General features: G+C 71.3%; 13 protein-coding genes and 3 pseudogenes. 7 read left to right on the top strand and 9 right to left on the bottom strand.

Annotated elements, in window-relative coordinates:
* Positions 1 to 120: 120 nt before the first annotated feature.
* Together MXD60_RS14290 and MXD60_RS14285 are read right to left on the bottom strand one after the other, a co-directional pair.
* Positions 121 to 1,884, bottom strand: a complete 1,764-nt coding sequence (locus MXD60_RS14290) for a PfaD family polyunsaturated fatty acid/polyketide biosynthesis protein (RefSeq protein WP_248819547.1) — start codon at positions 1,882 to 1,884, stop codon at positions 121 to 123.
* Positions 1,884 to 3,227, bottom strand: a complete 1,344-nt coding sequence (locus MXD60_RS14285; RefSeq protein WP_248819546.1) for an SDR family oxidoreductase — start codon at positions 3,225 to 3,227, stop codon at positions 1,884 to 1,886. Before MXD60_RS14285 ends, MXD60_RS14290 begins: the two co-directional genes overlap by 1 nt.
* Before the next feature lie 236 nt (positions 3,228 to 3,463).
* Here MXD60_RS14285 and MXD60_RS14280 point away from each other — a divergent pair, with 236 nt between their 5' ends.
* Positions 3,464 to 4,765 (top strand): diacylglycerol/lipid kinase family protein, encoded by a 1,302-nt coding sequence (locus tag MXD60_RS14280; RefSeq protein ID WP_248819545.1) that lies wholly within the window; start codon positions 3,464 to 3,466, stop codon positions 4,763 to 4,765.
* 51 nt (positions 4,766 to 4,816) lie between these two features.
* Here the strand turns inward: MXD60_RS14280 and MXD60_RS14275 are convergent, their stop codons facing one another.
* Positions 4,817 to 6,214, bottom strand: a complete 1,398-nt coding sequence (locus MXD60_RS14275; protein ID WP_248819544.1) for a hypothetical protein — start codon at positions 6,212 to 6,214, stop codon at positions 4,817 to 4,819.
* A gap of 255 nt (positions 6,215 to 6,469) precedes the next feature.
* On the opposite strand from MXD60_RS14275, the gene MXD60_RS14270 reads away from it, so the two are divergent.
* The 4 genes and pseudogenes from MXD60_RS14270 to MXD60_RS14260 all read left to right on the top strand — a co-directional run.
* Positions 6,470 to 6,817, top strand: a complete 348-nt coding sequence (locus MXD60_RS14270) for a carboxymuconolactone decarboxylase family protein (protein ID WP_248819543.1) — start codon at positions 6,470 to 6,472, stop codon at positions 6,815 to 6,817.
* Positions 6,818 to 6,993: 176 nt separating this feature from the next.
* Entirely contained in the window at positions 6,994 to 7,380 is a 387-nt protein-coding gene (locus MXD60_RS14265; RefSeq protein WP_248819542.1) for an SHOCT domain-containing protein, read from the top strand.
* 70 nt (positions 7,381 to 7,450) lie between these two features.
* Positions 7,451 to 7,552 (top strand): annotated as a pseudogene (locus MXD60_RS29890) (hypothetical protein); the annotation flags it as partial.
* Between the two features lie 65 nt (positions 7,553 to 7,617).
* Positions 7,618 to 7,839: pseudogene (locus MXD60_RS14260) on the top strand (IS3 family transposase); the annotation flags it as partial.
* A gap of 262 nt (positions 7,840 to 8,101) precedes the next feature.
* On the opposite strand, the gene MXD60_RS14255 reads toward MXD60_RS14260, so the two are convergent.
* The 3 genes from MXD60_RS14255 to MXD60_RS14245 form a co-directional block, all read right to left on the bottom strand.
* Positions 8,102 to 9,754, bottom strand: coding sequence for a purine-cytosine permease family protein (locus MXD60_RS14255; RefSeq protein ID WP_248819541.1), 1,653 nt, complete (start codon positions 9,752 to 9,754; stop codon positions 8,102 to 8,104).
* 179 nt (positions 9,755 to 9,933) lie between these two features.
* Positions 9,934 to 13,221: a hybrid sensor histidine kinase/response regulator gene (locus MXD60_RS14250; RefSeq protein ID WP_248819540.1), complete on the bottom strand. Its 3,288-nt coding sequence runs from the start codon at positions 13,219 to 13,221 to the stop codon at positions 9,934 to 9,936.
* Positions 13,218 to 14,546 carry a BTAD domain-containing putative transcriptional regulator gene (locus MXD60_RS14245; RefSeq protein WP_248819539.1) on the bottom strand — a complete coding sequence of 443 codons (1,329 nt, stop codon included), beginning with the start codon at positions 14,544 to 14,546 and terminating at the stop codon, positions 13,218 to 13,220. The genes MXD60_RS14250 and MXD60_RS14245 overlap by 4 nt, the downstream gene beginning before the upstream one ends.
* A gap of 478 nt (positions 14,547 to 15,024) precedes the next feature.
* Here MXD60_RS14245 and MXD60_RS14240 point away from each other — a divergent pair, with 478 nt between their 5' ends.
* On the top strand, positions 15,025 to 18,747 hold the full coding sequence (locus MXD60_RS14240; RefSeq protein ID WP_248819538.1) for a DUF4062 domain-containing protein: 3,723 nt from the start codon (positions 15,025 to 15,027) through the stop codon (positions 18,745 to 18,747).
* Positions 18,748 to 18,880: 133 nt separating this feature from the next.
* On the opposite strand, the gene MXD60_RS14235 is transcribed toward MXD60_RS14240, so the two are convergent.
* Complete coding sequence (locus MXD60_RS14235) at positions 18,881 to 19,750, bottom strand: class I SAM-dependent methyltransferase (protein WP_248819537.1); 870 nt, start codon at positions 19,748 to 19,750, stop codon at positions 18,881 to 18,883.
* 155 nt (positions 19,751 to 19,905) lie between these two features.
* On the opposite strand from MXD60_RS14235, the gene MXD60_RS14230 reads away from it, so the two are divergent.
* Complete coding sequence (locus MXD60_RS14230; protein ID WP_248819536.1) at positions 19,906 to 20,778, top strand: GNAT family N-acetyltransferase; 873 nt, start codon at positions 19,906 to 19,908, stop codon at positions 20,776 to 20,778.
* A gap of 153 nt (positions 20,779 to 20,931) precedes the next feature.
* On the opposite strand, the gene MXD60_RS14225 is transcribed toward MXD60_RS14230, so the two are convergent.
* Both MXD60_RS14225 and MXD60_RS14220 read right to left on the bottom strand, forming a co-directional pair.
* A complete protein-coding gene (locus MXD60_RS14225) occupies positions 20,932 to 21,636 on the bottom strand; it encodes a response regulator transcription factor (RefSeq protein ID WP_248819535.1) in 705 nt (234 codons plus the stop codon).
* Positions 21,633 to 21,817, bottom strand: a pseudogene (locus tag MXD60_RS14220) (hypothetical protein); the annotation flags it as partial. The pseudogene MXD60_RS14220 and the gene MXD60_RS14225, both read right to left, overlap by 4 nt.

Here is a 21,817-nt window from a genome sequence, read left to right as displayed (position 1 = left end):
CGGGCGGGCCGGCTGGTGCGGGTTTCCGGCGGTTCGGCCGGATCAGGTGTTACGGGACGGGTCAGCCGGAAACGGATCCGCCGGAAACGGGCCCGCCGCGGCGGATCGCCCGGGACGGGGTCAACCGGACGCGGGCGCGAGGCGCCGGGGAGGGAACCGCGACGCGGCGATCGGCAGTCCACAGCTGCGCAGCTGCTGCGCACGGGTTGCCACCGCGGCGCCTTCCAGCAGGTTCAGCGCGATCTGGACGACGGTGCGGTTCGCGGGATCGGCCAGGAAACTGCCGGCGACCCAGCGGTTGAACGCTCCCATCGCCGGTCCGCACCAGATCTGGTAGTCGGTACGCCGGGAGCTGTCGCCGGCGAGCGCCCATCGTCCGGAGTTACCGAGATACCAGCGGAACAGCAGGGCCATCCGGTGTTTCGGGTTCTGCTCGGCGCGGCGCAGCTGGGCCGGGTCGCGGGCCTGCCAGTACTCGGCCGTACGCCGCCAGACCTCCGGCAGAGCCATCCCGAACACGTCGCGTTCGAGCTTCGCCCGCTGGCGGCCGGGAATCTGTTCGAACGAGTCGTGCAGCCGGTATGCCTCGTACAGCGCGCCCGCCCGGGTGGCGAACATCGTGCCCCGGCGCAGCACCTGGACCTTGGCGCCGAGTTCGAACATGTCCGCCGCGGGCGCCATCGCCACGTCGGCGATGTCGGCGCCGGCCAGCATCTCCTTCGCCGCGCTCGACTGTCCGGACTCGGCACTGACCTGGTTCACCGAACCGGTGAGCACGTAGGCGGCACCGAGCGCGAAGGCCCCGGCGACGCCCTGCGGGGTGCCCAGGCCGCCGGCGGCGCCGACCCGGATCCGGCCGGGCAGCCCGAACCGCTCGGCCACCGCGTCCCGGGTGGCCTGCACTGACGGCAGCAGCACCGTGAGCGGACGGCCATCGGTGTGCCCCGCGCTGTCGGCCTCGACGGTGATGTCCTCGGCGACCGGCAGTCCCGCGGCGAGCTCGGCCTCCTCGGCGGTCAGCTGACCGTGCTCGACCAGGGTCCGCAGCAGCGGCGCCGGCGGCGGCGACATGAACAGCTGGGCGACCTCCGGCCGGGAGATCTTCGCGAACACCCTGGTCCGACGGATGATCCCGCCGTCGGGTCCACGCCGCAGCCCCGCCGCGGAACAGCGCACCACCGCCGGGGTGAGGGTCATGAACGCCGACGCGGACACACACGGGACCCCGTGGCGCAGCAGCAGCTCGGCGGTCCCGTTCTCCAGGCTCGCGTCACCCGGCGAGTGCAGCAGGTTCATCCCCCAGTTCGGCATGCCGGCGAGGTCCCGGGCGAGGGCGGCCGCGGCCTGCTCGATGCGGGCCACAGGCAGCCCGCCGGAGCCGAAGAAGCCGAGCATGCCGGCCCGGGCCATGGCGGTCACCAGTTCGGTGGTGGCGATCCCGGTGGCCATCTCACCGGCGATGTAGGGGAAGCGAACCCCATGCGCCGCGCCGAACGAGCGGTCGCCGAGCCACTCCGGGTACAGCGGCGGCAGGACGCCGAGGACCCGAGCCCCGGCTCCGTCGGCCCTGGGCGGGATCGGGACGCCGCCCGGCGCCACGACCGCGCCGCCGAGGCCGATACCCAGCCCGCGCCCGGGAACCGCCAGCAGGTGGACAGGCTCCCGGATCTGTCGGGCGCACGCGCTCAGCCCCGGTTCGTCGAACACCGCCGGGTGCCGGCCCGGTCGCCACAGCGGCGTGGGCGGGGTGTCCCCCGCGGTGGTGGTCCGGTCGGCCCGACGGGCCCGGCTGGCGAGGCCGGTGCCGCCCGCGAGCGCGGGACCACGACGAGGACCGACGCCGCGGCCGGGGGGCCGGCGGGCCGGGCTCGAGGAGATCGCCATCAGGACGCCTCCACCGCGTGCGGACGGGCCGTGGACGGCTCCCGGAACCGGTGCTGCTGGTCGTCGCGGCGCTCCCGGACCGCCCGGGCCCGGTCGAGCGCCTCCCGCCCGCCGGTGGCCGGCGTGGGTGGCGGCCCGTCCAGCACCGCCCGGTCGACCAGCTCCCCGACCCCGAGCGCCGCGAGCAGGTACTGCCGGTCGATGGACCGGGACGGCTGACGCTCGCCCAGCACCGTGCGCGCCCGGGTGTCGTCGAAGACGTGCCGGTGGAGCAGGTAGCTGACGAATCCGGGTACCAGGTCGACCATTCGCTCCAACTCCGTCTGGTCTCGGGGGGGTTCCGGTACGGCGACGAGATGCGCGGGAAAGAACTCCTCGAAGAGCAGCATGATCTGGGTCACGGTGAGATCCGAGTCGCCGACGATGTGATACGTCATGACACCGTCGGACGGGGCGTGACCGGCGATGTGCACCATGTCCCGAGCGGCCTCCTCGACGGGCATGACGTTGAGCCGGGCGCGGGGGTCGGCGACCACCCGCACCGTCGACCGGTCCGCCTCGCCGGTTCCGCCACCGCCCAGATCGAGCTGGGCGGCCATCGACACGATCGTCAGCACCGCCCGCGCGACCGCGTCCAACGTGTGCGGGGGCAGGTCGGGATGGGACGGAACGTCGGTGAGCAGCAGGCTGGGCCGGAACACCACGACCGGCCGGCCGGTATCCGCCGACCACTGCCGGACGAGGACCTCGCCGTCGAACTTCGACCGCTCGTAGGAGTTCTCGAAGCCCTGGGTGCCGTCGAGGTCGTCCTCGTAGGCCACCTCCTCGCGACGGGAACCGGCGATGAACGCGGTGCTCACGTGGAACACGGCGGGCTGGCCCGGCGCGGCGGCGGCAAGGTCCAGCACGTGCCGCGTGCCCTCGACGTTCACCTGGTGCAGCTGCTCGGACGCGCCGGCCAGGGTGGTGTCCGCCGCGCTGTGCCACAGCGCCCCGAGGGTGCCTGCCAGCTCGTGGAAGGCATCCGCGGGCAGGCCGAGCAGCGGCTGGGCGATGTCCACCTCGACCTCCCGGACCCGCCCCCGCAGACCGTTGATCATCGATGACGGCGCGCCGCTGGCCGCCAGGAAACGCCCCAGCCGGGCGAGGGCGTCCCCGGATCCGGCGTGGGCCAGCAGGACCAGCCGGTGGCCGCGGTCCAGGAGCTCGCGGGCCAGCCGGGCACCCAGGAAACCGGAGGCGCCGGTGATCGCCGTCTCCGGACCGGCCCGACTCGACGCGTACCCGATCGGCGACGTCGCCGATCGGGCGGCGGCCGCCGCACCTGTCGCGCTGTCCTCCATGCCGATCGCCCCCGTTCCCGCTCCTCCGCCACCCATCCCCAAGGTCGCTCCACGACGTCGACCAACAGCGACACGTAGCTCTCCCCGCTGAAGTACCCCACACGCGCTTACGGGTACCGTGGTATTCGGACGCGCTGAGTCGCCACCAGGACGGCGTCCCGTGCGGAATCAGGGGGCGATGGCTGCTCGTGCGTACCTGCATGGTTCGCCGGCCGAGTCGGCGCGCGGGACCGCCGGTGTCCCGCTACCGGCGGGCGGCGGCCTGCGCGGCGCTGGCGAGTTTCGCCGCGGCGGTCGCTGTCCTGTTCGCCCGGCTGCTCGACCGGCCGGTCGCCCTGCCGATCTCGATCGCCGCGGTGACGATCGCGTTGGTCGCGGGCTGGACGGCGCTGGTCGGACGGGGGCTGCGGCGGCTGAGCGCGGCCGTCGTCGCGGCCTGCACACTCGGCGGCCTGATCGCCTTCGCGGGCGTGGTCGGCCTGAGCACCGCGCTGGTCACCGCGTGCCTGCTCGGCACGTCGGCAGCCGCGGCCCGCGGCGCGTTCGGCCGGCATCGGCCGAGGGGTCGTCCGGTGGACGCCGCCCGGCGCGGCGTCCTGCTGGTGAACCCGCGCTCCGGCGGTGGCGCCGCCGAGCGCCACCATCTCGCCGCGCAGGCGGCCCGGCGCGGAATCTCGGTCGTCACCCTCACGGACGGCGCCGATCTGCGTTCCCTCGCCGAGGCCGCCGCCGACCGCGGCGCCGACGTGCTCGGCATGGCGGGCGGCGATGGTTCGCAGGCGCTGGTCGCGGACGTGGCGCGGCGGCGCGGGATGGCGTTCGTCTGCGTCCCGGCCGGTACCCGCAACCACTTCGCCCTGGACCTCGGTCTCGACCGCAAGGATGTGGCGGGGGCGCTCGACGCGTTCGGCCGCGCCATCGAGCGGCGCGTGGACCTCGGTCAGCTCGGTGACCGCGTGTTCGTCAACAACGTCTCGCTGGGCGTCTACGCGGAGATCGTGCAGTCCGACAGCTACCGCGGCGCGAAGATGGGCACGGCGGCCGCGATGCTGCCCGACCTGCTGGGCGCGGATCGCGCTCCGCCGGATCTTCGCTTCACCGGCCCGGACGGTCGCGCGGGGTCGAAGGCGGACGTTCTGCTCGTGTCCAACAACGCCTACCGGGTGCACAGCCTCGGTGGTTTCGGTACCCGGCCACGGCTCGACGGCGGCCAGCTCGGCGTCGTGGCGTTGAGCGTCGATCGCGCGCGCGACCTGCCCGCACTCGTCGCGCTCGAGTCCATCGGTGCCATCGACCGGTTCCGCGGCTTCCGCCAGTGGACCAGCCCCACGATGCACATCGACTCCGCCCGCCCCGTCAGCGTCGGTGTGGACGGCGAGGCGCTGCGCCTGTCGCCGCCGCTGGAGCTGCGCTCGCTTCCGGCGGCTGTGCGCGTTCGGGTCCCGCCGCACTCCCCCGGGGTCCCCGCCGCGCGGCCGGGTGTCTGGCGGATGTTCCCCGCGCTGATCGGCATCGCGGCCGGCCGGTCACCGGTCTGAGCCGCGCCGGTCCGGCCTCGGCGCGGGTGTCCGCCGTCCCCGTCATCGTGCTCACGACTTCGACTGCTGGATCGGAGCGGTCGGCGGTCCGCCCTCGCCGTCGGACGGCCTGCCGCCGGGGCTCGCGGGCCCGGGTTGCGGGGTGCCGGCGGCGGCCAGGACACCCAGCACGGCCAGCATCACCAGGACCAGCAGGAGGACGAGGGCGACCGAGCACGGGGTCGGGGAGTTCCACAGCGCCAGGGCCAGTGCCCCTGCTCCGATGACGATTCCACTGGTCAGGCGGTGGTGCCGGGTCAGCCAACGGCCCGCGCCGTCGGTGCGCACACCCACCCGGGACATGGCCCGACCGATGGCGCCGGTGCCGTGGGCGGCGCCGGAGCGGATGACCCGGGCACCACGTCCCGGCCCGTAGAGATATCCGGCGAGCACCGTGAGGACGGCGATGGTCAGCCAGGTCAGCGCGCTGTCCCGCAGGAAACGGACCAGCGTGTCGTAGACGGCCGCGGCCCCGTCCCGCGGCTGGACGTCGGACGGGACGGAGTCCAGATAGTTCTGGCGTATGACAGCCAGCCCGACGAGCAGCACGATCATCGATACGCCGATGCCCAGGCCCGTGGCCATGAGCCCGGCGCGGTGCGAGGGCGCCAACCACACACCCAGCGCGGCGAGTGCCACCACGGCGACGGGCAGCCAGGGGCCGAGGATGTCGAGCAGGCGCAGGGCGTCCTGAGCCCTGGTCAGTTTGTCGGTCTGCAGCAGCACGATCTGTCGGTCGACAGCGGGAATCCTGCCGGCCTGCTCGAAACCGGCGTCGACCAGCCGCTTCTGCACGGCGTCGACGACGGGGCCGATGTCCAACACGATCGTGTTGCCCTTGGCCTGCACGGCACCGCTGCCCTCACCGGTGAGAACCTTCACCACGGTGGCGTGTGCCCGACGGTTCGCGTTCTCCCAGACCAGGGGGAACTGGTCGCTGGTGACCACCCCCTGCACCACCTGGTGCACCGTGCTGGTCAGGGCGTTGTGCAGCACGCCGGCCAGGGCGTGGGCGTGGTTCACGACAACGGGGGGCGCGCCGGTCCGGGCGAGGGCGCCCTCGATCGACGCGGCGACCTGATCGACGTTGACGTTGCTGACAACCCTGTCGGTCAGCCGATTGATCACCATGTTCTGCACCGCGGGGTCGGTGGCGAGCGGAGCGACCGTCTCCACGTACCGGTCTTCGTCGGAGATCGTCGTGTCCGCCCAGGTGGCGACCACGGCGAGCGGCGCCAGTACGACGGCCAGCAGGATCACGATCGACGCGCCGACGGTCCGCAGCCGGTCGTGCCGCACCGCTGCCGCGTCACGCAGCCGCTCGTACTCCGCCCGTTCCCCGACGGACAGGGGGCGTCTGTCGTCCGCATGCGCCGCACCGTCGAAGCCACCGCCAGAACTGGCAACCATGGCGCGGTACCTCCTGCTGTCTGCCCGGCGACGCCGCCATCACGGTCTCGCCGCCGCGTCCTTCCCGGAAAGCAACGGCCGAAACCGACGACAGGCGAGACACAAATACCGCGCCAAGATAAGAGGAGAACTACCGAAATCCACTTCCGCCACCTCGATCCACTCCCGTTCCAGGTTTGTGGACCACCGGCCTCGGGCAGTCGATAACCGGGGAAAAAGTCCCTGAAAAACAAATGGTCAGCCCAAGGGGAAGTAATGACGACGCAGACTCCTGAGCGGACACTCGGCGCGATCGCGCACGGCGACGCGCCGGTCTTCGAGGAAATCGTGCAGATGCACCTGGACACGCTGGAGCGGTCCGGGCTGGACGAGCGCACCTACCATCTCGTGCGGCTGGCGGCGCTCGTCGCCGTGGACTCGGCGCCCGCTTCCTACCTGATGAACCTCGCCGCCGCCCAGGAGGCCGGCCTGACCGCCGCCGATGCGCAGGGCGTGACCACCGCCATCGCACCGATCGTCGGAAGTGCCCGGGTCGTGTCGGCGGCCGGGAACGTGCTACGCGCACTCGGGCTCAGCGAGATCCTGAACGAAAATCCGGAGTAACGGATGACCAGGTCCGCGGAATACGCCGACACGCACCGTGGGTGATTCTGCTCGTCTTCTTCGGTACCCCGCTCGTCGCCAGGGCCGCAAACCCGTGTCCGGGCGCGCGGTTCGGGTAGGTCTCTCCAGGAGACACCGCCGACAGGCGTTACTGATCTGCGCGAGGAGACTGCGTCATGGATTATCCACTTCTGTCTGCGTTCTGGACGATGATGCTGTTCTTCGGATTCATGCTGTGGCTGTACCTGCTGTGCGTCATCATCTCGGACATCTTCCGCAGCCACGACCTCTCCGGCTGGGGGAAGGCGGGATGGCTGACCGCCGTCATCATCCTCCCGCTTCTGGGCGTTCTGGCTTACACCATCTTCCGTGGCGACTCGATGGGTCAGCGGGCGGTGGCGGACGCACAGCGGCAGCAGGCCTTGCAGCAGGCGTTTCGTCCGTCCGCGGTGCAGGCCCACGGCGTTGCCGACGAGGTGGCGAAGCTGGCCGACCTCCGGCGCAACGGTGAGATCAGCGAGGAGGATTACCAGCGGGCAAAGGCCCGGGTTCTGACCTCGTAATCGCGCTGCGGCATCCCTTGCCGTCGGCGTCCACGATCCGGCCGGTCAGCAGCGAGGAGTCGCCCGCTGTGTGACCGACCGGGTCGACACGCACGCCCACCTTGGCCTTCCCGAGCCGAAGGGCGACACGAACTGGCACTCCCTCGGCGACGGCCGGGACGAGTACCTGGCGTTCGCGATCAGCTTCCTGGTGATCTGGCGGTCGTGGGTCAGCCACCACCGGCTCGTGCTGTCCGCTGGGACAACAGTCTCGCCGAATCATTCTTCGGGACCCTCAAGAACGAACTCGTTTACCGCGAGAACTATCCAACCCGCCGAACCGCCCGCACCGCGATCACCGAGTACATCGAGGTCTTCCACAACCGGCAGCGACTCCACTCCGCCCTCGGCTACCAGACCCCCGAACCCATCGGAAACCTCTACCACACAGCCACCGTAAACATTGCAGACGCCGCATAAGCCAGACAAGATCCCGCTACGCAGGTGCCCGAGAAACAGGGCTCACCTCAACCCATCACAACGGTTGATGTGCCTCCCCACGCGGTCCGCCAGCAACTGGTCAGCGCCGGATTCAATCTCGGGGCGCCCTCGGCACGGGGCAGGCGGAGGCAATCAGACCCTGGCGGTTCAAGGTCTGTAACGCAGCCGACGGCCGACCCGATCCCCAACAGCGTGGCTCGGGGTCACGGGTCGGCCGCCGGAATGTCGGGAGCCAGACGGGTCAGACCTGGGCCGGCAGGACGTGGTCACCGATCTTGTCGGTGGACAGGTCGAGGGAGCAGATGTAGGCGTCGTGCGTCGCGCACTTCGCCATGTCGGGGCGCTCGTACTCCTGGTGGCAGACGTGGCAGGTGAGGGTGTCACCGGACGGGTTGCCGTACTCGTCGTACATCGGCAGGTCGATGCCGTCGTCGGTGCGGCGCAGGTAGTACCTGCCCTTCGTGGCCACGGCCAGGATCGGGGGCAGGACGAGGGCGAGCACGATCGCGACGAGCGGCGAGTACGGCTTGAGGCCGGAGCCGAGGCCGCCGTAGAAGTCGATGATCGAGATGCCGGCGGCGAGAATCATCGAGCCGAAGCCGACCGGGTTGATGGCGTAGAGCATGCCGCGGCGGAACTCGGGCTTCTTCGGTGAGATCTTCAGCAGGTACTTGTTGATGGTGATGTCGGAGGCGACGGCTACCACCCAGGCCATGCCGCAGTTGGCGTAGAAGGCGAGGATGGTGTTCAGGAAGCTGAACATGTCGGCTTCCATCAGGATCACCGCGACGAGCAGGTTGAAGCCGAGGAAGACCAACCGTCCGGGGTAGGTCTTGGTGACCCGGGTGAACGAGTTCGTCCAGGCCAGCGAGCCGGAGTAGGCGTTCGTCACGTTGATCTTGATCTGGCTGATGACGACGAGCGCGACGGCGAGGGCCAGCGCCGCCCAGTGCGGCAGGAGGTCCTGGTAGATCTCCAGGAACTGGTGCACCGGCTGGTTGGCGACGGCCGCGCCATCCGCGACGTTCGCGATGATGTAGACCGCCAGGAACATGCCGATGATCTGCTTGATGGCGCCGAAGAACACCCAGCCGGGGCCGGCGAGCACCATCGCGGTCCACCAGCGGCGTGAGTTCTCCGAGGTGCGCGGCGGCATGAAGCGCAGATAGTCGATCTGCTCGGCGATCTGCGCGATGAGCGACAGACACACGCCGGCGGCGAGGAAGACCGAGCCGAGGTCGAAACCACCCTTGCCGTCCTGACCGCCGTAGTCGAGGAACGTGTTGACCGAACCGGGGTGGCGGATCAGCAGGTAGGCGAACGGCAGCACCATCAGCACCAGCCACAGCGGCGTCGTCCACAGTTGCAGCGTGGCGAGCAGTTTCATGCCGTAGACCACGAGCGGGAAGATGATGAGCGTGGACGTCGCATAGCCGAGCCACAGCGGTATGTGCAGGCCCAGTTTCAGGCCCTGGGCCATGATCGAGCCTTCGAGGGCGAAGAAGATGAACGTGAACGACGCGAAGATCACGTTGGAGACGACCGAGCCGTAGTAACCGAAGCCGCTGCCCCGGGTGATCAGGTCGAGGTCCAGGTTGTAGCGGGCGGCGTAGTAGGCCAGCGGGAAACCCGTCAGGAAGATCACGACGGTGAACACCGCGATGCCCCACAGGGCGTTCGTCGTGCCGTAGGAAATGCCGATGTTGGCGCCGATGGCGAAGTCCGCCAGGTAGGCGATGCCGCCGAGGGCCGAGATGGCGACGACACCGGTGCCCCAGCGCCGGTAACTGCGCGGCGCGAACCGGAGGGTGTAATCCTCCAGGGTCTCCCTGGTCGCGGTGCCGGTGGCGATGTCCTGGGTTTCGGGATCGTGCGGGGGGCTGACGGTGCTCAACGCAGCCTGCCTTTCTGCGGGCGCGGGTCCCAGGACCTTCTGCGGGCGCGGGACCTTCTGCGGGCAGGTCCGGGGACGCCGGACCAGCGGTCGGCGGGGAGCAACGCTGACCCCCACCGATGAGCCAACAGCGGACCGCTTAGCAGGCGTTAAGCATCGGCCAAGTGGCCGTGGCGCCGTCAGGCGAGGGCGCGCAGGGCGAGGGCGACGCGCTGATGTTCGGCGGCGATCTCCCGCACCAGCGGGTCCACGTCGTCGGGGGCGCCGAGGTGGGTCTCGATCCGCTGGCAGAGCCGGGCCAGGCCGGTGGCGCCGAACGTGGCGCCGAGCCCCTTGAGCGTGTGCGCGGCGCGGTGCACCGCGTCGGGATCGGACCGGGCCGCGCGCAGCGTGTCCACCAGCGCCGGGGCGTCGGTGAGGAAGTCGGCGACCAGCTCGGACAGGGTCGCCGCGTTCCCACCGACGAGTTCCCGCAGCCGGACGAGTGCGTCCGGGTCGAGGACGGACCGCGCGCCCGGCGGTCGGGCCCGGGCCAGCGCGGCGACGAGGTCGGGGGTCAGCAGCGGCTTGGTGAGGTAGTCGTCCATGCCGGCCGCGAGGCACGCCTCCCGCGCGCCGGGCTGCGCGTTGGCGGTGAGCGCGACGATCCAGGGCCCGCCGCCGCTGTGGGCCCGGATCCGGCGGGTGGCCTCCAGACCGTCGAGGTCGGGCATCTGCACGTCCATGAGCAGGACGTCGTAGTGCCGGCGGGTGGCGACGGCCACCGCCTCCGCGCCGCTGCTCACCAGGTCCGCCCGGTGGCCGAGGCCGGTGAGCTGCAGGAGCACCAGCCGCTGGTTCACCGCGTGGTCGTCGGCCACCAGGATCCGCAGGGCGCCGGCCCCGGCATCCGCCCGGTCCGCGGTCCCGCCCGCAGCCGGGGGGGCACCGGTGGACGCGACTGTCGGCGGCCGGGTGGCGGGCGGGCAGGTGAGGGCCGCCGTCATCGCCCGGAACAGCGGGGCCGGGCGGATCGGCCGGGTCACCACCGCGACATCCGGCGGGACGTCGGAGCCGGGAAGTCCGGCGAAGGAGGTGAGGAGCACGATCGGTACCCGCTCGCCGGCGGGGACGGCACGCAGCGCTCTGGCCAGCGCCACGCCGTCCATGCCGGGCGGTCGATGATCGAGAACGACGGCGTCGTACCGGGCGCCGGCACGCAGCCGCCCGAGCGCGGACCCTGGTGATGCCGTGGCGGCGACCCGCATCCGCCAGGACCGGGCCAGCCGGTCCTCGACCAGCGCGCGGGTCCGGGCGTCGCCGCCCACCAGGAGAACCTTCCCGCCGGCCAGGGCGGAGGTGTCCGCGGGTACCGGATCCCGGCGGGCCAGCGTCGCCGCCGCGGCGGGCAGCGTGACGGTCATGGCGGTGCCGACTCCGGGCGAGCCGGCGGCGGTGATCGTCCCGCCCATCAGGGTGCACAGCCGGCGGCAGATGGCCAGGCCCAGGCCGGTGCCGCCGTAACGCCGCGAGGTGGACGTGTCGACCTGGGTGAACGAGTCGAAGATCGTCTCCAGGTGCTCGGGTGGGATGCCGATACCGGTGTCGCGCACTGTGAAGCGCCACGCGTACGTCCCGTCGTCGCCCACCGGTAACGCCCCGACGGTGACGGTCACCTCGCCTCGCTCGGTGAACTTCACCGCGTTGCTCAGCAGGTTGAGCAGGATCTGCCGGATCCGCGTCGGATCGCCGACCATGGCCTGCGGGCTGCCGGGCTCGATCTCGCAGGCCAGCTCGATGTCCTTCGCGCCGGCGTCGGCGCAGACGAGATCGATCGCGGCCTCCACGCATTCGGCGACGTGGAACGGCACTCGTTCCAGGCTGAGCCGACCGGCCTCGATCTTGGAGAAGTCGAGGATGTCGTTGATCAGCAGGAGCAGTGAGTGGGCGCTGTCGTGCACGACTTCGGTGAGGTGCCGCTGGTCGGCGTCGAGACGGCCGTCCAGCAGCAGTCCGGACATGCCGATGACCGCGTTCATCGGGGTCCGGATCTCGTGGCTCATGGTCGCCAGGAACGCGCTCTTCGCGTCGTTGGCGGTCTGCGCGGCCAACGCGGCCGCGCGCAGGGCGTCGGCGGCGCGGACCCGGTCGGCGACCTGCCCGAGCTGGGCCGCCACGTCCGAGAGCAGCGCGAGCAGCGCGGCGTCCGGCTCGGTGGGTTCGGCGGTGCGGAACTCCATCACCGCGATCACCCGCGCGGTTTCGCCCCGGCCGGTGCGGACGGGGACGGCAATGCCCGCGCCTGTCCCCCGACCCGTCCCGTGCTCGCCGGACAGGTCGGGCAGCCAGACCGCCTGCCCGGTCGTGAGGACCCGGCCCGGCAGCGCGGACGGTTCGCCGCAGGCGTCGCGCTCGCGCGGGTCGGCGCCGTCACGCGGGTCGGCGGGCGCCGTCAGTGGCACCAGCCGGTCGCCGCGGCGATGGTGGATCCGGCCGACCGGCCAGCCGGTGTGCGCGCGGACCAGGTCGACCACGTCGGCGGCGGCCGCGGCGAGGTCGACGGCCCGGTGCGCCGCGACGGTCACCCGGTGCAGCAGCCGCAGCTCGGCGGAGCGGCCCTGGACCCGTTCGGCCATCTCGTTGTACCGCCCGGCCAGGGACCGCAGCTCGCCGACGCCGGCGACCCGGGCCCGCACGTCGGCCTCGCCGGCGGCGATCCGGGCGGTCGCGGCGTCGAGTTCCGCGACCGGGCGCAGGACCGCCCGCCGCGTCACGACGGCGAACACCGCCATCCCCGCGAGGAGCAGCAGCGCCGCCGAGATCGCCGCCGCGGACCAGGCCCGCGCGTGGTCCGTCGCCCGCGCCGTCTCCTGGGCCGTGCGGGCGTCGACGAGGGTCAGCACCTGTCCGATCGGCGCCATGATGGCGTCCTTGGCCCGCAGGTAGGACGCGTCGAAGAGCATGTCCGTCGCCCACTGGCGGTTGGTCGTTCCGCCGGCCGCGGCCAGGGCGAACGCCTGTTTCTCGACGGTGGCGAGGGCGTCCGAGCGCGCCTTGGCCGTGGCGAGCAGGTCCAGCTCCTGGCCGGTGAAGCCGGCCCGCGCGGCCAGGGTGGCGAAGGCGACCGGGTCACCGGACGGCGTGGGCCGGCGGCCGGTGTCGGTCACCACGTCCCAGTAGATGTTGTCGTAGTTCTCCGGTCGCGGCGCCGTGCCGTCCCGGATCGCCAGGATCTCCTGGAACCAGCCGCGGTAGCGCGGCAGGCCGGTGACGACGTAGGTGCGCGCCATCCGGGTCAGGTCGTCGGAGGTCTGCCGCAGCTCGTAGGCCAGCCGCAGCGACTGGGAGCGCCGGGCCTCGGCGCCGGCCGCCCGCCGCGTGCTGCTCTCCGCCTTCAGGCTGACGAGCAGCAGTGCGGCCAGCAGCACCAGGCCGATGCCGATGCCGCACCGGACCAGGCCGCGCAGGGACATCGGCCGGCGGTTCACCGGTGTTCGGGCCTGGTGGCGGTCTGGGCCCGGCAGACCTCCGCGCGCAGCGTGGCGATCTCCGTGCGCAGGGCGGACTCCCGGTCGGCGGCCGAGCGTCTGGCCTGCAGGGAGGCGCGCAGTCGGGCCCGGAGCATCGTCGAGCTGTACGGCTTGGGCAGGTAGTCGATCGCGCCCAGTTCGATGCAGCGCACCACGCTCTCCAGTTCCGGCACCGCCGACACCATGATCACTCCGACGGCGGCGAGCGCGGGGTCGTCCTTGATCTCGGCGAGGGTCGCGTACCCGTCCAGGACCGGCATGAGCAGGTCCAGCAGGACGAGGTCGAACCCACCCGGACCGTCGTCGGCGGCCCGCAGCACCTCCAGCGCCCGGTGGCCGTTCTCCGCCGTCTCCACCTCGTGACCGAGCTCGGTCACCGCGGCCGCCAGGAGCCTGCGGTTGATGGCCGTGTCATCGACAACCAGAATCCGGCCCGGACGCTCCGCCGACGGTGAATCATGGCCCGGCGTCATCCCGGTGGGCGCTGTGGGCGCCGGCACGGACGGCCGCCACACCAGCGCGGGATCCTGGCACAGTACGGCCTGTTCCAGTTCACGCAGCCGGACGCCTGGTTCGAGCCCGAGCTCCTCGCGCAGCACCCGGCGGGTCCGGCGATAGGTCGCGAGGGCGTCGACCTGCCGCCCGCACCGGTACAGCCCGAGCATCAGCTGCGCCCGCAGCCGCTCCCGCAGCGGGTGGCGGCGCACCCGCTGTTCCAGCTCGGCGACGAGCGCGGCGTGCCGGCCCAGGGCGAGTTCCGCGTCGATCCGGTCCTCGATCGCCCCGAGGTGCAGCTCCGTCAGCCGGGCCGCCGCCGCGGCGACGAACGGGGTGGACGGGACGTCGGCGAGGGCCGGGCCGAGCAGCATCTCCTCGGCCCGGCGCAGCTCCTGGGCGGCCTGCTCGGGCTGCCCGGCGTCGAGCGCCTCCCGGCCGCGCACGACCAGGTCGGCGAACGCGTGCGCGTCCACGGTGTCGGGATCGACGTCGAGCAGGTAGCCCGGGGAGGCCGTGACCAGCACGGTCGCCGCCTCACCGCGGCAACGCCCCGGTTCGAGGGCCCGGCGCAGCTGGGAGACGAAGACCTGCACCGTGGCCGCCGCCCGCACCGGGGGCTGCTGCGGCCACAGGTCGTCGATGAGCTGCTCGACCGACACGACCCGGCGGACCCGCAGCAGCAGCGAGGCGAGCACGGCACGGTGCTTCGGGCCGCCGACGTCCACCGGTACTCCGTCCCGGTACACCTCGACGCGGCCGAGCAACCGGAACTCGAGACCTGCCATCCCACGATGGTCACCAGCAGGTATTCACGACAGGTAAGGACCGCATTACGTTCCCATGGCACGGCTGGACACAGGCGGCCAGGCCTCGCGGTGCCCGCCTGCGAGCTCTCGACCGACGACGCGGCCGATCAACGTGGTGACAGCATGCCGCCGCCGCCCGGTCCGGTCGCGACGGTCGTCCACCAACCCGGCCTCGTCACCGACCGCTGCCGCTATCACAACGACGACCCCGTCGGGGGATCTGATGGCGTTGCACATGCACAGCCATATTCCCGTGAACAGTACATGACATGCCATCTACCAGCGGATATACGGGAGGCCACTCGCGAAGCCGAGGCCGTCACCCGCACCCCCCGGAGACACGTGGCGTCATGGTGGCACCGTCCGACATGCCCGGAACCTGAGATCAGCGCCAGACCGGCTATCTTGCCGGGCTATGCACCCACGGGGCTCGGTATTCGTCAGTCACACCTCAGACATGGCGGCATATCCACCGAACCAGTCGTTCGTTGACACCGCGATCCAGGCGGTTCTTAAAGCCGAGAGCCAGCCGCTCGACATGGAGCACTTCGCGGCCAGGAGCGAGGACCCCGCCGCCTACTGTCAACGACGAGTCCGCGAGTGTGACATCTACGTCGGCCTGATCGGTCTGCGGTACGGATCGATGGTGCCCGGCGACGACGTCTCCTTCACCGAGCTGGAGTTCCGCACCGCATCGACCGCGGGCATGCCCCGACTGCTGTTTCTCCTCGACGACACCACGCCGCACCCACCCATCCTGGTTGATGCAGACCGCACCCGAATCGAACAGTTCCGGGAGAACCTCCGGCGCTCCGGCGTGATCGTCAAGACATTCTCCAGCTGTGCGGACCTCGGGGCGGCAGTCTTTCACGCGCTTGTCACCCTCGACCCCGCGAATCCGGGCCGCGCGGGGCAGGCCGGCGCCCGGCCACCGCGGATGGTTCCAGCACTGTTGGGACCGGTCGTCGACCGCCCTGGCATCTCCGCGGAACTCCTCGGCCGGCTGACCGCTCCAGGATCCGGACCCGTGGAGCTGGTCACGGGGCTGGAAGGTGCGGGCGGCGTCGGAAAGACAACGCTCGCCGCGCTGGTCTGCCGCCGTCCCGAGGTGGAGGATCGCTATCCCGGCGGCACGCTCTGGGTGGCGCTCGGGGAACAGGCCCGCGGTGCGGAGCTCGCCAGAATCATCGCGCTGCTGTGTGCGGAGCTGTCGGACACGAAGGTGACCTCGGCTGATCCCGTGATCGCCGGGGATGTACTGGGGAAACTCCTGGATGAGCGTCCGCCGACTCTCATCGTGATCGACGACGTGTGGTACGGCGATCAGCTCGCCCCGTTTCTGCTCGGTGGGGATCGCAGCGGCCGACTGGTGACCACCCGCAATGTGGGAGTGGTTCCCCGCTACAGCGACTCGATTCAGGTCGATCAAATGACACTGGCGGAGGCCCGCCAGGCGTTGACGGCCCGGGTCAGCGGTATGCGGGAGCAGACACAGGATCGCCTCGCCACCATCACCGGCCGCTGGCCGGTTCTGCTCGGGTTGGTCAACGCCGCGCTGGTGGACCATCTGGCCGACGGCGCCACCGCCGAACAGGCGGCTGACTGGATTTACGGCCGATTGAAAGCGGACGGTCCGACCGCGCTCGACGTCGAGGATGCCGACAGCCGGGACCAGGCGGTGGCGGCCACGGTTCTCGCCAGCCTCGAGATGCTGACCCCCGACGAACGCGACCGATACCGCGACCTCGCGATCTTCCCCGAGGACGTCGACATTCCCCTGGACGCCCTCGAAGTCCTGTGGGAAGGAACCGGCGGTCTGGACACCCGAGCCGTTCTGCGGCTCAGGACCCGCCTGGTGCGGTTACGCCTGCTCGTCGGCCACTGGGCCGCGAACCGACCCGCGGTCCGAGTACATGACGTGCTGCGTTCCTACCTCCGGCACCAACTGGGCCCCGCTGGCCTGACCGCCCGCCACGGGGTCTTCATCGCGCACGCCCGGTCCCTGCTCCCCGTTCACTCGGCCTCCACCGCCATGCCGCCCTGGTGGTCGCTGCCCGCGACCTCCGACTACCTGTGGCGGACCCTGCCCTATCACCTTCGAGAGGCCAACCTCCCCGACCATCACGCCGACCTCGTCACCGACCTTCGCTGGATCGAAGGAAAGATCACGCACACCGGAACGACGGTCTCCGCGGAAGCCGACCTCGCCCTCGTCAACTCCGCCATCGCGCGCATGCTCCGACGAACCCTCGGCCAGTCCGCTCACCTGCTCACCACCATCAGCCCGCAGACCTCCCTCGGGCCGACCCTGGCCAGCCGACTCGACCGGCTCCCCGGCCTGGAAGCCACCCTCGCCGCCTACCAGCGGCATCTCCCCGGCCGCACACTGCGGCCGGTCTGGCCGTTGTCGGACACGCCGGATCCCGCCTGCTTACGCGCGCTGACCGGCCACGGCTCCTGGGTGCACGACTCCAGCCTCTCGCCAGACGGCCGTCTTCTGGCCACCGCGTCCCTCGACGGAACCGTCCGCACCTGGAACGTTCTCACAGGCCAGCCCCAGGCGATCCTGCCTGACCATTCCGGCGGCGCCTGGGCATGCGCCATCGCTCCCGACGGCAAAGTGCTGGCAACCGGCAGCGGTGATGGGACCGTACGCCTGTGGGATCTGACCTCGCCGCAGCCGACCGACACCCTGACCGGACACACCGGCACGGTCACCAGCTGCGCCTTCTCTCCCGATGGCCGGCTCCTCGCCACGGCCAGCCTTGATCGCACCGTTCGCCTGTGGGATCTGCCCGGCGGGCAGCACATCGCGACGCTGCGCGGTCATACCGGCGCCGTCCGCGCGTGCGCCTTCTCCCCCACCGGACGCCTGCTCGCCACCGCCAGCGCCGACGCCACCGTGGGGCTGTGGAATCCGGCCACCGCCGAACAGACCGCCTCGCTCACGGGTCACGTCGGCTCGGTCTGGAGCTGCGCCTTTTCGCCGGACGGACGTCAGCTCGCGACCGCCGGAAATGACGGCACGGTTCGCCGGTGGACCGTCACGGGCCGCACCACAGCCATCCTCACCGCCGACTCCAAAGCCCATCACTGTGCATACTCGCCCGACGGAAAATCCATTGCCAGCACCCATCGGGACGGTACCGTCCGCCTTTGGAACACCTTCACCGGGGAACCGCTCGCCATCTTCGCGGGCCACACCGACTCCGTCTGGAGCTGCACCTACTCACCCGACGGAACATTCCTCGCCAGCACCGGGGAGGACGGCACCATCCGCATCTGGGACACCGGCGCCGGCGTCCCCTCCACCACCTACGTCACCACCGGCAGAACCAGTGGAATGCGGCACTGTGCGATTTCCGCCGATGGCACACTGCTGGCCGGCTCATGCGACGACGGAACCATTGCCCTGTGGACATCGTCAGGTCGACTCGAACGAACCTGGGCCGGCCACAACGTGAAGTCCTGGTGCTGCGCCTTCTCGCCTTCCGGGCAGCACCTCGTCACCGCCGGCGGCGATGGGACGACACGCATCTGGAACACCCACGACGGCTCACTGCACCGACATGGGACCCGCCACCAGGGCCCGGTCTACAGTTGCGCCATCTCCCCTGACGGAACCCTGCTCGCCACCGCCGGCGACGACGCAAGAATCCAGCTCTCGCGCATCGGGTCCGAGCAGCGGCCGCTCCATCTCACCGGACACAGAGGTGCCGTCTGGGCCTGTTCGTTCTCGCCGGACGGCGACCGGATCGCCAGCGCTGGAAACGACGGGAACATTCGGTTCTGGGACACCACCACCGGCGCTCCCCAGTCAACGCTCACTGGACACGTCGGTGCTGTCTGGAGCTGTGTCTTCGCGCCCGACGGAACCAGGATGGCGAGCGTTGGAAACGACGGCACACTCCGCCTGTGGGATCTCCTCGCCGACGAGTCGGAAATCATTCACGGCCAGCCCGGGTGGTTCCGCTCCTGCGCCTTCTCCGCCGACGGCGAGCTGATCTCCAGCGTCGGGGACGACGGCATCATCCGCATCTGGGAGACCGCGTCCCGTTCCTGCATCGGTGCGCTGCGTACCGCCCAGCCGCTCAGCGCCTGCCGCTGGCATCCGAACGACCGCCTGCTCGCCGCGGCTGGCGACGGGGGCTTCTACCTTTTCGGCTACGGCGGCTCCTGAGGCCCGGTGGGGCCACGGACTGGTCGCCTCCGTCCGGGAGCGGGCCGAGTCGCGGACGGGCGAGGTCCTGGCCGCCCGCAGCGACCACGACACCCGCCAGGAACAGGCGGGACGCTCCGCCGGCGGATCGACCTCACTGCTCGGGTATGTCGGACGCGGCGGGCGCCCGGGCCACCACCAGCCAGCAGGCCGCCGTGAAACGGACCTCCGCGTCACGCACGAAGCCGTCGAAAGCGGCCCGGACGGTCTCCACGACCGCCGCCCGGTCGTTCTCGTCGAGCTGGCCGAAGACGGACCCGAGCGGGCCGAACCTGGTGAAGTAGTCGACCAGGGCCCGCTCGGGAAAGACGCATTCCGCGTCGACGGGCCTGATGTCGACGTCCGCCCATCCGCTCTGCGCCAGAATGCGGCCGACCCGGTGCCGGTCGGCGAACGCGAACTGTCCCGGCGCGTCCGGCTCGCGGGTGGGCAGGTGCGACAGGTAGGGCGCCGCCGCCCGTTCGGCCGTCGTCATGAACGGGTTGGCGTCCGGGTGACGCCAGGAGACGAACCTGAGTTCGGCGCCGTCCCTCGCGATGCGCCGCAGGGCGGTGAAGGCCCGCACCGGCGCGTCGAAGAACATGACGCCGAACCGCGAGAAGATCACGTCGAAGGTTCCGGGCGCGAACGGGTGATCCTGGACGTCGGCGCAGATGAAGTCGACCGGTGCCGGTGCCTGCTCGGCGCGTTCCCGCGCGGCGGCGATCATCGGCTCGGAGATGTCGATGCCGGTGCACCGTCCCGGCGGGGCGAGCCGGCGCGCGACGGCCAGCGTCGTACCGCCCGTGCCGCAGCCGACATCGAGCACGACGCTCTCCCGTCGGACGGTGACCGAGTCGACGAGCAGGTCCGCGAAGGTCCGGAACATCGCGTCCAGCACCTCTCGCGCGTCGACCCAGGCGCGGCCGGCGAGGCCGTTCCACCGGGCTCGCTGGTCGAGGTCAGCCTGGCGCACCGAGTCCATGCCTGTCTCCCGTTCCTGGCCGATGAGGCGGAAACCGATCGTGTCAGGCCGCCTTGGCAGGTGGGCAGGTAATCGGCGCGCGGGTGGAGGCGCGGCGCCGAAAAAGGAGGTGCACGGAAGCGGACCTACCCGGATCATGAAGCATGGTGTGGTTCATGACGGAGAGCCTGGAGGAGTATCTCGCGGCGGCAGGCGAGTTTCTCCGCTCGCGGCCGACGGAGAACACCGTGTTGGTGACCATCGTCGAGACGCTGCGCGAGCGAGGCCTGACGGCGTTCGGTGAGGCTGCCCCGCTGTTCGGCTGGTGGCTGTCGGCCTCCGGGTCGGTCGCGGGCGCGTTTCTGCAGACCCCGCCGAAAGGAGTTCTCCTGACGGCGGTTCCGCCGCGGGCAGCGGAACTGTTGGCGGAGTCCTGGCCGCGCGAGCGAGCGCTGTCCGGGGTGGCCGCGCCGGAGGACGTCGCCGGCGCGTTCGCCTCGGCCTGGCGGCGACGGACCGGCACGTCGTCCCGCCTGTGGCTGCGGGAACGGCTGTACCGGCTCGGAACCCTGGTTCCTCCCAGGCCCGCACCGGCCGGCCGGCCGCGCGTGGCGGACCCGACCGACCGCGACCTGCTGGTGCGCTGGTTCACCGCGTTCGAAAGGGAGATCGGTGAGGTCGCCGGCACCGCGGCCCGGCGCGTGGACGACCGCCTGGCGTACGGCGGCTGCACCCTGTGGGAACGTGACGGGGAGCCGGTGTCGATGGCCGGGCTCACCCGCCCGGCGGCCGGGATGGTCCGGGTGGCGCCTGTCCATACGCCCGTGGTCTGCCGGCGTCGCGGCTACGCCGGGGCCGTGACGGCAGCGGTATGCCGGATGGCACTGGACGCGGGAGCGCACGACGTGTTGCTGTTCGCCGATCTGGCCAATCCGACCAGCAACGGCGTGTATCAGCGGCTCGGCTTCGAGCCTGTCGGTGAACAGGTTGCCCTGCTCTTCGGGCCAGCCTCCGCCTCCGCTACCCACGCCACCGCGCCACCGGTCTGATCCGACCCCTGCCCCGGATGCACCGCCGGTCGGCCCCCGTGCGGGTGTGGGACCCGCACGGGGCTCGGCGTCGACCCATGAGACGTCAGACGCGGTCGTCGCGCAGCGTGAGGACGGTTTCGAGGCTGGGCGGATGGCGGCCCGGCGGGATCGTCAGTGCGGCGGGTTCTGGGGGGCGCCCGGGCCCGCGCTGCCGCGGCGCAGGAACTTCATCGCCGCCAGCACCCGGACGTTGACGCTGCGGCGCTCAAGCCCGTCGGTCGGGCGCAGCCCGAGTTTGCTGGTGATCGCGGACAGGTGCTTCTCCACCGTACTGATCTTGATGTCGAGTTCCTGGGCGATCCGCAGGTTCGACCGGCCCTCGGCGACCAGCGACAGCACCCGGGTCTCATAGGGGCTCAGCGCGTCCAGTGGATCCCGTCGCCGCGGGCGGGCCATGAGGCGCCGGATGAGGTACGGATCGATCACCACCTCGCCCGCGGCCACCCGCGCCAGGGCGCCGGCGAGCTCGTCAACGTCACCGACCCGCTCCTTGAGCAGGTAGCCGACGGAACCCTGCCCGCCCTCCAGGTTCATCAACCGCTCGACGTAGGCCACCTCGTCGAACCCCGACAGGACGAGCAGGCCGACGTCAGGGTAGAGGCGGCGCAGCTCCGCCGCGATGCGAAGCCCCCCGTCGGCCTCCTGCTTCGACAACCGGACGTCAAGCAGGGCCACGTCGCAGGCGCTTTCGTTGACGACCCGCAGCGCGTCGTCGAAGGTCGACGCCCGCCCCGCGACCTCGATGGACCTGCTGTGCAGTGTCTCGGCGAGCGCGTCGAGGTAGAGCCGTTCGTCCTCGACAATGATGACCTTCATGAGATGGACGTCTCCATGGGAAGTGTGGCGACGATGACTGTCCCCCCGTCGGGCTGGGGAAACGCGCTCAGGGAGCCGCCGATGGTCTCGGCCCGGTCGGCCAGGCCGCGGGGTGGCCGACCGTCGCGGGGGGGCCGGGGGCCGCCGGCGCGGGGGCGGGGGGGGGGCAGCGGCGCGGGGG

Origin of the sequence: Frankia sp. AgB32, from assembly GCF_023243045.1 — a bacterium.
Lineage (GTDB): Bacteria > Actinomycetota > Actinomycetes > Frankiales > Frankiaceae > Frankia.
This window is presented reverse-complemented; position numbering and strand designations above follow the sequence as displayed.